We start from the raw sequence: 13069 nt of genomic DNA on the forward strand, positions 1-13069 counted from the left end.
AAAAATAGAGCGCCTTATTTGAGTGTACGGCAGCCGAGTCACCGGGTTAGTTTGATTTGGAATAATGAATAAAAATTATCTTCACTCACTTGATAACCACAGCAGACATCTGCGTCACCGTCCCTGTCGTCTTTCATCATTGCACCTAATCTGCACGTAACTATGGTTATACCCACAATCAAAAATAAAGAGGCGAGAACCGTGCCCACAACAGAAGCCTATATTTACGATTCAATCCGCACTCCCCGCGGAAAGGGAAAATCCAGCGGAGCACTACACGAAGTCAAACCCATCACCCTGCTTTCCGGCTTACTGCGAGAATTACAGGGTCGCAACCAATTGGACACCGCCAAGGTCGATGACATCGTCATGGGTTGTGTCACAGCAATCGGCGATCAGGGTGCAGATATTGCTAAGGTGGCCGCTCTCGCCGCTCAATGGAACCAGGATATTGGTGGCGTCACCCTCAACCGCTTCTGTGCATCCGGTGCCGAAGCCGTCAATTTGGCAGCAGCCAAGGTACGCTCAGGTTGGGAGCACCTGGTCGTGGCCGGCGGAGTGGAATCCATGTCCAGAGTGCCAATGGGCAGTGACGGCGGCGCCTGGGCCCTGGACCCTCAAACCGCTATAGACACCAGTTTTGCTCCCCAGGGTATCGGCGCCGACCTGATTGCCACCCTCGGCGGTTTTTCCCGCGAGGATGTGGATAACTTTGCCCTCGAATCACAGCGCAAAGCTGCTGCAGCCTGGGAAAGAGGCGCCTTTGCCAAGTCAATCATTCCAGTACTAGATGAAAATGGCCTGCTAATCCTGGACAGAGACCAGCTTGTGCGGCCCGACACTTCCCTTGAGGGCCTGGCAAACCTAAACCCATCCTTTGCCGGAATGGGGGACCTGTGCTTCGACAGCATTGCCATTTCCCGGTATCCACAAGTGGAGTCAATTCACCATGTACACACTGCCGGTAATTCCTCAGGGATCGTCGATGGCGCTGCTGCAATCCTGATTGGCAGCGAGCAGGCCGGTCGCGATCTGAATCTGACACCGCGGGCGCGTATCATTTCCGCAGCTGTTGTTGGCAGCGAACCCACCATCATGCTGACGGGCCCTGCACCGGCCACACGGAAGGCCCTTAAGGCTGCAGGCCTAACCCCGCAGGATATAGACCTCTACGAAGTGAACGAAGCCTTCGCCTCAGTAGTACTCCGTTTCCAGCACGAGTTGGATATCGATCCACAAAAGCTCAATGTGAATGGCGGCTCTATCGCTATGGGCCACCCACTGGGAGCCACCGGCGCCATGCTGATTGGCACTGTGTTGGACGAACTGGAACAGCGGCAGCAGCGTTACGGCCTTGTGACCTTGTGCGTGGGTGGTGGTATGGGCGTAGCAACCATAATTGAGCGGGTTTAAGGGGGACAAAAAAATGAAATCTATTCGCCTAGAAAAAGACAGCGACAACATTGTCCACCTGATTATGGACAATCCCAATGCGTCGGCCAATGTGATGGACAAAGACTTTACCGACTCTCTCCAAGCCGTAGTGGAACAACTGCAAAAACAGGACTACAAAGGCATCATTGTTCGTTCAGCTAAAAAAACTTTCTTTGCTGGTGGCGACCTTAAATCTCTCTACTCTGCTCAACGAGACGACGCCGAAGCATTTTTTGCCTCATGTGAATCGCTAAAAGCCAACCTGCGCTGGCTGGAAACCCAGGGCAAACCGGTTGTGGCTGCGATTAATGGTGCCGCACTGGGTGGCGGCTGGGAAATTGCCCTTAGCTGCCACCAGCGGATAGCCCTGGATGACGGAGCAGTTAAAATCGGCCTTCCCGAGGTCACGCTTGGCCTTCTTCCCGGTGGTGGTGGCTGTGTACGGATGCCCCGCTTATTGGGTATCCAAAATGCCCTGCCTTTCCTACTCGAGGGCAAGCAGGTGCGAGCAAAACAAGCCCTGGAAGCCGGTCTGCTTCACCAGACAGCCAGCGACGCAGATGACTTGTTAAATAAAGCGCGTGCTTTTATCCAGGCCAGCAGCGATACCCAGGTTTTACAGCCCTGGGATAAGCCCGATTACCGCATGCCTGGCGGGGATGCCAAGAACCCCAAAAATGCCCAGCTGCTAATGATCGCCCCAGCCATGCTGGAAAAGAAAACCCGTGGATGTCTACCTGCTCCCGAGGCAATCCTCGCTACCGTAGTCGAGGGCGCACAGGTAGATTTTGAAACGGCAACACGCATCGAGTCACGTCACTTTGTCGAACTCACATGCGGGCAGGTGGCGAAAAATATGATTGGCACATTCTGGTTTGCTCTCAATGAGCTGAAGGCCGGTGCCTCCCTACCTCAGGACACTCGCAAACTGGAGACTCAGCCTATACAAAAAATTGGGATCTTGGGCGCCGGCATGATGGGCTCTGCAATAGCTTATGCCTGCGCCAGTAAAGGGGTCGAGGTAGTCCTAAAAGATGTCTCTATGGAGGCCGCCCTAAAGGGTAAAAGCTATGCGGAGAACTCTCTGCAAAAGCGCCTGCAGCGCGGTCGTACCGATGAAGTGCGTATGCAATCCATCCTGTCCCGTATCCTCCCCACCGACAACGCGTCTGATCTAACCGGCTGCGAACTGGTAATTGAAGCAGTCTTTGAGGATCGCGAACTAAAAGCCAAAGTCACCCGCGAAACGGAGGCAGAGTTAAGTAACGACGCTGTCTTCGCATCCAATACGTCAACCTTGCCCATTACTGGGCTTGCGAAAGCGTCAGCACGTCCAAAAAACTTTATTGGCATGCACTTTTTCTCCCCCGCCGACAAAATGCCTCTGGTGGAAATTATCTGCGGAGAGGAAACCGGTGAGGAAACTCTGGCCCAAGCCTTTGCTTTCGTATTGCAAATAGGCAAAACCCCTATTGTAGTTAATGACAGCCGTGGCTTTTTTACTTCAAGGGTATTCGGCTGCTTTACCAATGAAGGGATTGGCATGCTCAGCGAGGGCGTAAACCCCGCCACTATTGAGAACGCTGCTTCCCTAGCAGGATTCCCGGTAGGTCCCTTGGCAGTTAGCGATGAGGTTTCCTTAACACTAATGGGAAAAATTCGTCAGCAAACTATCAACGATTTACAAAAAGAAGGGAAAACAGCTCCTACTCATCCAGCCGACGCCGCGATAGACCATATGTTGGAACTAGGCCGTGCCGGTAAAGCTGCGGGTGGCGGGTTTTACTCCTACCCAGAAGGCGGCAAAAAACACTTATGGGCAGGACTACATCAGGAGTTCCCGCTCTCTAATCAACCGCCAATAGAAGATATCAAAGAGCGCCTGCTATTTATCATGGCGCTAGAAACCTTGCGCTGCTATGAAGAGAAAGTACTGCGCAGTGTGCGAGATGCAAATATCGGCTCCATTTTTGGTATTGGCTTCCCACCCTGGACAGGTGGATCCCTGCAATATATCAATCAGTATGGCGTTGCTAAGTTTGCCCAGCGTGCGCAGCAGCTTGCGGAAGCTTATGGAGAAAGATTTTCTCCTCCGGCAGTATTGATAGAACTGGCAGAATCCAGGGAAAGCCTGAAAGACAAAGAGTAATTCCAGAAGCAGTATTTACGTACCTTTCAAACCCGTGGCCCGCAAGGTGCCGCGGGGTCAGTATTTCTGCAACAATACCTTTCTCACACAAAACCAATACAAATGAGACTATTTTAATACTGATCTAAGCACTTACTATTATCCGAAGTTCCAGATAATAACGAATAAAGATGGAGTAACTGATGATACCGAGAACTGTTTACAACGAAGAACATGAGCAATTTCGCGATACAGTGCGTAAGTTCCTCGAAAATGAAGCCATCCCCTACCATGGCCAGTGGGAAAAAGATGGGCAAGTCGATCGTGCTTTATGGAATAAAGCTGGAGAGATGGGTTTCTTATGCCCGCAAATTCCAGAGGCTTATGGCGGCTTGGAACTGGACTACGGTTACAACTCCATTCTCGATGAAGAAGTTGCCCGCGCCGGATTGTCAGGTATTGGCTGGGGACTTCATTCGAATATAGCCGTGCCTTATATCATCAAATATGGTACAGAAGAGCAGAAGAAAAGATTGCTGCCCAAGTGCATTAGCGGTGAGATAGTTACCGCAATTGCCATGACTGAACCCGGCGCAGGCTCAGACTTGCAGGGAGTGAAAACCACAGCCATCAAACAGGACGATCACTACCTGCTCAATGGCTCTAAAACATTTATTACCAACGGCCAGCATGCTGACCTCGTCATAGTAGTTGCTAAAACTGATCCCAGTGAAGGGGCCTCTGGAGTTAGCTTACTATTAGTGGATGCAGACTCTCCAGGGTTCAAGAGGGGCACCAACCTGGAAAAAATTGGTATGAAAGCCCAGGATACCTCCGAGCTATTTTTTGATGATGTAAAGGTACCGGTAGAAAATTTGTTGGGAGCCGAGGGCCAGGGATTTATCTACCTAATGCAGGAATTACCTCAAGAGCGCCTCAGCGTGGCCATCTTTGCAATGGCCAATGCTGAAGCCGCCCTGCAGTGGACTCTCGACTATGTGCGAGAGCGCAAAGCTTTTGGAAAACCTATCTCGGCTTTCCAGAATACACAATTTAAATTAGCTGAACTCGACAGTGAACTCACTGCACTGCGTGTTTTTGTAGACCGCTGTTTGGAGCTACATTATGAGAAAAGGCTCGATGTCGCTACCGCCGCCAAAGCAAAATTACTCAGTACTGATTTTCAGTGTAAATTACTTGATGAATGCGTTCAGTTACATGGCGGTTTCGGCTATATGTGGGAGTACCCCATTGCCCGTGCCTGGGCGGATGCTCGTGTCCAGCGTATTTATGCAGGTACCAATGAGATCATGAAACTGATTATTTCACGCGAACTCCTTCGCGATACCTGATCACCAGTAGCCGATTAGCTGCCTGCTTATCGGCTAGTCCTCTCACAGTACAATGCACTATCGCTAATAACTTCTGATCTCGAACTACCACGAGACCAGATTATTCACATAATCATATAAAGATAAAACAGGCTTGCGATGCTATGAAAGATCAGAATGCCCCCCTGCAAGGCCTCAAGATACTTGATTTCTCCACCCTTTTACCGGGTCCCTATGCCACTATGTTATTGGCCGATATGGGGGCTGATGTTTTACGGGTCGAGTCCCCAACGCGTCCAGATATGTTGCGCAGCTTCCCACCCATGGTTGATACTAAGCATCCCCTTTCAGCGGCGCACGCTACAATCAATCGTAATAAAAAATCCCTGGCACTTGATCTAAAAAAACCGGAAGCAAGGGAGGTTATTCGCCGTTTACTTGGGAAATACGATATTGTCATTGAGCAATTTCGACCCGGTGTTATGGATAGGCTTGGATTTGGATATGAGTCCCTTCAAATCATCCGCCCAGATATCATTTATTGCTCAATCACCGGATACGGGCAAACAGGCCCACTGAAACAGCGCGCCGGTCACGATATCAATTACCTGGCTCGCTGCGGCCTAGCCAGCTATTCAGGCAGGAGTAAAAGCGGCCCCAGCCTAAGTGGTATGCAAATTGCCGATATTGCTGGTGGTTCGCACCACGCGGTAATGGCGATTCTGGCCGCTGTATATAAGCGTCAGCAAACCAATAGCGGGACATATATTGATATCAGCATGACCGACTGCGCATTTGCCCTAAATGCCATTAGCGGAGCTAATGCCCTGACTGAAAGTTGTGATCCGAAGCTGGAAATGGAACTTCTTAATGGTGGTAGCTTCTATGATTATTATCAAACTGCGGATGATCGTCACCTGGCCGTGGGTAGCCTGGAACCGCAATTTGCTGAGGCATTTTTTGTAGGCATAGGTCATCCAGAGTGGGAAGACCGTATATTTGATGAAACTCAACAAAATCAACTTAAACAAGATATTGCCAACATCATTATCCAGCGTGAGCTTATAGAATGGATACGTGTTTTTGAAAAAAGCGACGCCTGTGTAGAACCCGTGCTCAGCTTCAATGAAGCCGCTGAAAGTTCTCTAATGCAAGAACGCAAAATGCTAAGTGTGGCATTAACAGCTAACGGAAACAGGGTCAAGCAAATAAATACCCCTTTTCATTTTGGCAATGAAAAAAGTCAACAACATATAGCAGGCGCAGATCTTGGTGAGCACAGCAAAGGTATATTATTGTCTTTGGGATTCACCCAGGACGAAGTAAAGCAAATCTGTGCTCAAAGCACTTCTTGCTAAAGACTCAGGAATAACTGGTCGTCTTTAGCAGTTCTCAATATGGACAAGCTATGACTCATAGAAATAAAGGGCTTACAGGCTAGCTAGTGCAAACTAGCTCTTAATCATCATTTTATGAAAGGAAGTACAAGTTATTAACTATTTTCAGTGTCGATTTGTTAATCAGCTCAACAATCACTGGATCTAAGAATCAGGCTCACAAAAAACAGATTCTTCCGATCACACCTAATAATGCGCTCTACCCTCTCAATTGTATTTATGGTACTGCTTGGGCATAATTTAACGTGATAAAAATAACCCTAGGATTCGAGATTTATGACAAATCCTTTCTGGCGATTTATCGCCGCCCGGAGGGCGATTTTTCGCAAGTCCTCCTACCTTCGCGTTACCGGTTGGCTTGAATCATTTAAGCGTGGCTACCCTTGTGATGTAGATGGCAATGCTCTTCCATGGATGAATTATCCTGTAATTCACTTTCTCAAAGAGCGCCTAAGTAAAGATATCAATGTATTTGAGTTTGGAAGTGGTTTTTCAACCCGATTTTATGCCGAGCGGGTATCTTCAATACAAAGTGTGGAAGACAATCCCAAGTGGTTTGAAACAATGGCTAAGCAATTACCAGATAATGCCAAAGTCATTTTGCAAGAGGCGGATGAAGATGGAGAGTATTGCCGGTCAATCAACAAATTTGAACAGAATTTCCAGCTTGTGGTAGTGGATGGACGTGACCGGGTAAACTGCTTTAAACAAAGTTTATCTCGCTTAACCGGTGACGGGGTCATATTGCTGGATGATTCATCCCGCAGTAAATATTCTCCAGCTATTGATCTTGGAAAATCTGCTGGATTTAAAGTTCTTCACTTTGAGGGGATTAAACCCACGACAACAGGTTTACACCGCACCAGTTTGTTTTATCGATCGGAAAATTGCCTGGGTCTATAATCAAGATCATTTAGCTCCGAAATAAAGTTAGTTACAACTTATCTACTCAGCCTAAAAAATAAGAAAACTATCAATGTCTCCCCATTTTAACTGGGGAGACAATGGATTTGAGAACTTCATCATTCTCAAACGGGACACCGGTTGAGTCAGAATACCTGGTCAGCATATTGAACCAACTTAACAGAAAGATTGCCCTGCATGCCATGTCATAGGTTCCATAATGATCCACAAAGGCCTTCACTGAATCTTCAGACATTTTTGCGTTATTGGTTATTTCATCACAGGCCTTGCAAAGCACCTGGTGCCAGGTTTCCAGAGGGCCTAAATCATCAGAAAGCACTATATCAACAATTTCTTGAGGGAGTGCAGCGGTCTTTCGATGAAAATTTATTTCATACTGAGAATCATTATCCTTACAAATACGATAAAGAATAATTTCCCGATCATCATCCGGCAAATAATCATCACTAAATAACGCAGAAACTACCGAATATATTTCGGGTGCAATTCCAGTCCTAGCTAGCATTAATGCGATATTGACAGGTGGTAAACCCTGCAATAACTCTTGAGTTTTATTGTCGAAGTCCTGTACTGAAGCCAATGGTATTCTGCTCATAAGGCGCTCCACAAATGACTACTTGGACAAATTAAAAAGTTTATTTTTATAATCCATCCCGAGCGACCATCGTATTGTAGGACCAACTGAAAATTAATCCCTTTTTCAAATAGTTACTCACATATAAATTATAAAATGACTGCAGCGGTAAAAATATCTTTTGTATAACCGGCAACTCACTACCAGGCTAACTGTTTAAGCCCGAAGAATAAGCAACAATGTATTCCCCTCTGGAAAAAAGTTCTTGAATCATCTTCGATGATTCATTAGGGTATATGGTTAAAATAAGTATCCACGTCCTGAATCTCCATATCTTATACTTCGATTGGAGCCATTTACGCCGATGAATTAAACCCGCACTCTATTGCGGTCCCTTTTAATCCTATGCAGGTGATTAATCCTATGCAGGTGGCGTAATTTCGACAAGAATATATCTTCCCTGAAAGTAGAAATACGCTGCCCAATTCGATCATCGGAGGGCATATGATAGCTATTTGTACTATTGAAAACCTTTCTCTAGCATTTGGAGATACATCTCTTTTCCAAAAAATGAATTTGGAATGACCTCCCGGTATGATCGGTCTAGTTGCGCCAATGGTTATGGTAAATCCACTTCTAAAAATACTCTGCGGGCAAACCTCAGCTGATAGCGATAGGGTATCCTGGAGAAGGCCCTACCACATGGTACAATAACCTAATGATCATCCTGAATTAAAGATCGTCGATTGTCTCGAACAAGGAAAGCTGTACGATATTTTTTAAGGTTAGAACGGGGGCATAAATCAGAAAATGATCTGATATCTTTAGCAGACTATTGGCACCTACCTCTTACTTGGCAGCACCAGCTAGAAGAGGCAAATATTATTGCTCCATTAGATACTTCCTTAAAAAAATTGAGCGGTGGACAGAGAGCCAGATTACTCCTTTCCCATGCATTTTCACTTTCAAATAACTTCCTGCTTATAGATGAACCTAGCAATCACCTTGATGAGAATGGATGTAAATGGTTACGAGAAAAAATAATCAAGCATATAGGAGGAATATTAACAGCCTAAGATTTTATGGAGATGAATGCAGCACTTATATACAATAAAAAGAAGTGGAAGAAACTGCTCTACTTCAAAAAACAGAGGGTAATCGAAAAGTGTTAGACCAATTAAATAAAGTTAGACAGCAAAATATTAATAAATATGTCATTAGGCAACAGCAGGGTAAAAACAAAAGGAAACCTCAGAGTATGAGTCTTATGGATGCACAGAAGGATCGTGCAGAAAAAGGCCCTGGGAAATTAAAGCGTAATCTGGAGCAACGCCAATTACTGTTAGAAGCAAAGCGAGATGGGATAAAAAACATCTACAATTGATTCACAAAGATTAAGACTACCGAAACTAACTCTCATTAATTGGAATTCTAGAAAGACGATACAATTACATATCGAAGATTTACAACTCCCTTATGGCTCTTATAAGAGGCCCATATCTTTGACTCCACGCAGAGAAGACCGTTGCAGGAGTTCCGGAATATATGGAAGCGGGAAATCTACATTATTAAAGGTCATCACTGGTCAGCTAAAAGCGCGAGGTGGTGTTTACAGAAATCATGATAGTTTTTGCTATTTAGATCAGGATTTCAGCATTCTCGACAAAGAATTATCCGCCTTAGACAATCTATCCAATTTCTATCCAGGTAAAAAGGAACCTGAATGGCGTACCATACTTGGAAGCCTGCAAATAAGAAGAAATACGCCTCTGCGCCCCCTGAAGTGCCTAAGTGGAGGTGAGCAACTCAAAGTGGCGTTAATTGCAGCTACACGAGGCATTACCACCACGCTACTACTGGATGAACCGGATAATCACTTGCATCTGGCGTTCCCGCCAGCTATTAACAGATGCCATTGCAGAGTTTCCTGGCACGATTTTATTGGTCTCACACGATTTAAATTTTATTGATGCTATAGGTATCGACAGTCAACTTATACTGGACTAAGAGAAACCCCATTAATTACCCAGCAAAAGAGAACACTAATTTTGAATACGCTTCGCTTGATCCTTGGGGACCAGCTGAATTATAAACACTCATGGTACAGAGAAAAGAATCAGAAAATCATATACTTCATGGCCGAAATGCGCCAGGAGACAGACTACGCCGCTCACCATATTCAGAAGGTAGTCGCTTTTTTTGAAGCTATGCAGAATTTCGCTGAATGGCTAAAATCACGCAACAAAGAAATTTTATATTATCAATTACAAGATAGAGAGAATCAGCAAGATCTTTCTAAAAATATAAAACAGATAATAAAAAAATATGACATCAATAAATTTGAGTATCAATTACCAGATGAATATCGCCTTGATAAACAACTAGAGATTCTATGTAAAGAAATACATATTGAATCTGAGACATATGATAGTGAACACTTTCTCACCAAAAGAACAGAGTTAGGTGATTTCTTTGATGGAAAAAAAACTCTTCTAATGGAGAATTTTTATCATTACATGCGCAGAAAGCATAATATTTTGATAAAAAACACAGGAGAACCTGAAGGGGGGAAATGGAATTATGATCAAAGTAATCGAAAGAAATGGAAAGGCGAGATTACAATTCCTAAACAATGCCAAATTAGAAAAGATGTAAAAAAAACACTGAGGAGAATAAATAAATCTGGAATTAAAACCATAGGAAGTATTGACCCAATAAACTTTCCATGGCCAAGTAATCGAATAGAAAGCCAAAAAATGCTTCGGCATTTTTGTAAATATTTATTACCCTATTTTGGCGATTATCAGGACGCAATGGACCCAAATGAAGTTTACTTGTTTCATAGCCGCTTGAGTTTTTCTCTCAACACCAAGATGTTAAGCCCTTCAGAAGTTATTGAAGCAGTAATTTCCCACTGGAGATCTAATAAAAAATCTATTCATATCAGCCAAGTAGAAGGGTTTGTTCGCCAAGTACTTGGGTGGCGGGAATATATGAGGGGAATCTATTGGAGAGAAATGCCTGATTATAGTAAGGAAAACAAACTAAATAACTCCAGTCCACTTCCTGCCTTCTACTGGGATGCGAACACGGATATGAACTGTCTTCATCAAACTATAAGCAACAGCCTTCAAAATGCTTATGCCCATCATATTCAACGTCTGATGATCACCGGTAACTTTGCGTTACTAACCCAAACAGATCCAAACCAGGTAGAAGCCTGGTATCTGGGAGTCTATATCGATGCTATTGAATGGGTGGAAATGCCGAATACTAGGGGGATGAGCCAGTATGCGGATGGAGGCCTATTAGCAACAAAGCCCTATGTAAGTAGCGGTTCTTATATTAATAAAATGAGCAATTACTGCAAAGATTGCCGATATAAGGTTAAGGAAAGAGTAGGAGATGATGCATGTCCATTCAATAGCCTTTATTGGTACTTTCTACTTAAAAAAAAGAAATACCTTAATGGCAATCCAAGAATGGCAATGATGCTCAGCACATTGGATAAAATGACGAATCAGGAGAAAAATGATATTCAGAAACAGGCAATTAGCTTTCTAAGAAAGCTCTATTCTTAAGCAAGGCTGTCACTTTAATTTAATTAGTACATTTAGATCAGTTAGCTCCCTATAAAAAATCTAATCGCCATACCTTACATGTGTGAAATGTATCACGATATCACCAATGACTTATTACATGTAATTACATTCCCACCACCTGTAACTTGTACGAGGATACTATTCATCCGCACTCTAAACTAATTCCACTCTGGCACTATTTTTTTATCCCGCATAGATACACAGAGAATTTTTTTGCGTATGAGCGTCCAACCTGAATTTCAAATATTTTTGAATAGAGGCGCAAAATAACAAATACCTTTTTAGTATTTTTTTAGATAAATTTATGCAATCACTCTTTATAAAATAGCTTTTAAAACACAATGACATTGATAAGGAATCATCGATGAGTACTCTTCCCGAATCTGCCAGCAGCATGGGACTACAACCATTTGGACAGTCGGGTACTGGCCGCTCAATTATGGCTAATGGTCAACTACATGGACTGTTAGAAGGGTACAAAGAGCTTAGCTCTATACCAAGCAGCGAGGGATATCATGCTCTAGCAATTACCAGCGCAGTTAATAGTCTTCGCGGTGGCGTGGCTCCAGTTAACTCTTTTCTTAAAGAGGGTAGCTCTACACGTCGCTGCGTTATAGGGGCAGGCTTTGAAATAGAATATGAGCTAAATAATTATTATGGTGGCCCACAAACTGATGTGGTAATTATAGATATTAGACTTACCGGAGATCAATCAGAAAGCAGAAACCGAGCTGCTTTGTGGAATGCAAATTTTTCATCTTCAGTTGATAGATGGATATCTAAAGATGCCCCTGAGTACATATTGGAAAAATCATCTAAAGTATCTGGATCAAAAGAATCTCCTTTTAAAATCGGAATCAACGGCTATAGCAGGGACTTGGATCACGCAATCAACATTTTGCCATCACATATAAGCCGTGGAGATACTAATAACCTAAATAAGTTGAAAGAAAATGGTTATCTTCTATTTTATGTACCACAAAAAGGTGCGCTTAAATCTGGATGGCGATGCGTAAGAAACTTAGGAAAAAGTATCACCAGGGAAGATCTAGAGGCTGCACGAATATTAGCCAACCATATGAAAGAAGCGCATGATAAAAATTATCATGTTGAGTGGACCAGCCATAGAGGGGGCTCTAAAGTTCTTACTGAGGCAATGAAGTTACTGGCTCAGAGACAAGTAGATCTTGCTGGAAAACAGAAGGTATTTCTTAGTGACCACACATCCAGCCAATATGCTGCGGATGTAGTTCGCCGTAAAATTGGCATGAATACAGATGATGCAACATGGAATAAATCTACACCGGGAATTGCCCAGTTAATAGGAGGCAAGAACCTTGGTACGGCAGATTTAGCCATATCTGCAAATACCCTTTTTAAACATACAGAGAAAGAGAATCGTCCAGGCCAGGCTGTTGATACTCTGCACCATGGGAGAAAACTATATAAAGCTGGTAAAAAAGCAGTGCTTACGGGTACCGGTGCATGGACGATAGTAACTACCCTATCGACCAAATTTGGAATATCCTTTACTATGGCACAAACTATAGTAGGCTTACTCGGCCTCAGTGCAGCACAAACAATTTTATCCAGTATACCGAGCCTTAATGAAGGCTATCATAAAAGTGCAGCCGAACCTTCCAAACAATTGGCACAAAAGCTCTTTTCTAAAAAATAGG

Annotated in this window: 11 protein-coding genes; 10 read left to right on the forward strand and 1 reads right to left on the reverse strand. The window is 44.1% G+C overall.

Features of this window, described 5'->3' with window-relative positions; all coding sequences use genetic code 11:
- The first annotated feature begins 201 nt into the window (after nucleotides 1-201).
- The 5 genes from ACJJI7_RS04995 to ACJJI7_RS05015 all read left to right on the forward strand — a co-directional run bounded on the left by ACJJI7_RS04995 (nucleotide 202) and on the right by ACJJI7_RS05015 (nucleotide 7193).
- Entirely contained in the window at nucleotides 202-1413 is a 1212-nt protein-coding gene (locus ACJJI7_RS04995; RefSeq protein WP_444902523.1) for an acetyl-CoA C-acetyltransferase, read from the forward strand.
- 13 nt (nucleotides 1414-1426) lie between these two features.
- Nucleotides 1427-3583, forward strand: coding sequence for a 3-hydroxyacyl-CoA dehydrogenase NAD-binding domain-containing protein (locus ACJJI7_RS05000; protein ID WP_444902522.1), 2157 nt, complete (start codon nucleotides 1427-1429; stop codon nucleotides 3581-3583).
- Nucleotides 3584-3765: 182 nt separating this feature from the next.
- The gene (locus tag ACJJI7_RS05005) at nucleotides 3766-4914 is read left to right on the forward strand and encodes an acyl-CoA dehydrogenase family protein (protein WP_020414241.1); all 1149 of its coding nucleotides are present in this window, start codon (nucleotides 3766-3768) and stop codon (nucleotides 4912-4914) included.
- Between the two features lie 143 nt (nucleotides 4915-5057).
- Nucleotides 5058-6251, forward strand: coding sequence for a CaiB/BaiF CoA transferase family protein (locus tag ACJJI7_RS05010; RefSeq protein WP_020414240.1), 1194 nt, complete (start codon nucleotides 5058-5060; stop codon nucleotides 6249-6251).
- A 315-nt stretch (nucleotides 6252-6566) separates the two neighbouring features.
- Nucleotides 6567-7193 carry a hypothetical protein gene (locus tag ACJJI7_RS05015; RefSeq protein ID WP_020414239.1) on the forward strand — a complete coding sequence of 209 codons (627 nt, stop codon included), beginning with the start codon at nucleotides 6567-6569 and terminating at the stop codon, nucleotides 7191-7193.
- 70 nt (nucleotides 7194-7263) lie between these two features.
- On the opposite strand, the gene ACJJI7_RS05020 is transcribed toward ACJJI7_RS05015, so the two are convergent.
- Nucleotides 7264-7809, reverse strand: coding sequence for a carboxymuconolactone decarboxylase family protein (locus tag ACJJI7_RS05020; RefSeq protein WP_020414238.1), 546 nt, complete (start codon nucleotides 7807-7809; stop codon nucleotides 7264-7266).
- An 893-nt stretch (nucleotides 7810-8702) separates the two neighbouring features.
- On the opposite strand from ACJJI7_RS05020, the gene ACJJI7_RS05025 reads away from it, so the two are divergent.
- The 5 genes from ACJJI7_RS05025 to ACJJI7_RS05045 all read left to right on the forward strand — a co-directional run bounded on the left by ACJJI7_RS05025 (nucleotide 8703) and on the right by ACJJI7_RS05045 (nucleotide 13068).
- On the forward strand, nucleotides 8703-8864 hold the full coding sequence (locus ACJJI7_RS05025; RefSeq protein WP_475717131.1) for a P-loop NTPase family protein: 162 nt from the start codon (nucleotides 8703-8705) through the stop codon (nucleotides 8862-8864).
- A 44-nt stretch (nucleotides 8865-8908) separates the two neighbouring features.
- Nucleotides 8909-9172, forward strand: a complete 264-nt coding sequence (locus ACJJI7_RS05030; protein WP_444902520.1) for a hypothetical protein — start codon at nucleotides 8909-8911, stop codon at nucleotides 9170-9172.
- Between the two features lie 118 nt (nucleotides 9173-9290).
- A complete protein-coding gene (locus ACJJI7_RS05035) occupies nucleotides 9291-9758 on the forward strand; it encodes an ATP-binding cassette domain-containing protein (RefSeq protein WP_444902519.1) in 468 nt (155 codons plus the stop codon).
- Between the two features lie 93 nt (nucleotides 9759-9851).
- Nucleotides 9852-11369 (forward strand): cryptochrome/photolyase family protein, encoded by a 1518-nt coding sequence (locus ACJJI7_RS05040; RefSeq protein ID WP_475717132.1) that lies wholly within the window; start codon nucleotides 9852-9854, stop codon nucleotides 11367-11369.
- A 385-nt stretch (nucleotides 11370-11754) separates the two neighbouring features.
- A complete protein-coding gene (locus ACJJI7_RS05045) occupies nucleotides 11755-13068 on the forward strand; it encodes a hypothetical protein (RefSeq protein ID WP_444902517.1) in 1314 nt (437 codons plus the stop codon).
- The last annotated feature ends 1 nt before the right edge of the window (nucleotide 13069 follow it).

The organism is Microbulbifer variabilis (genome assembly GCF_056232115.1).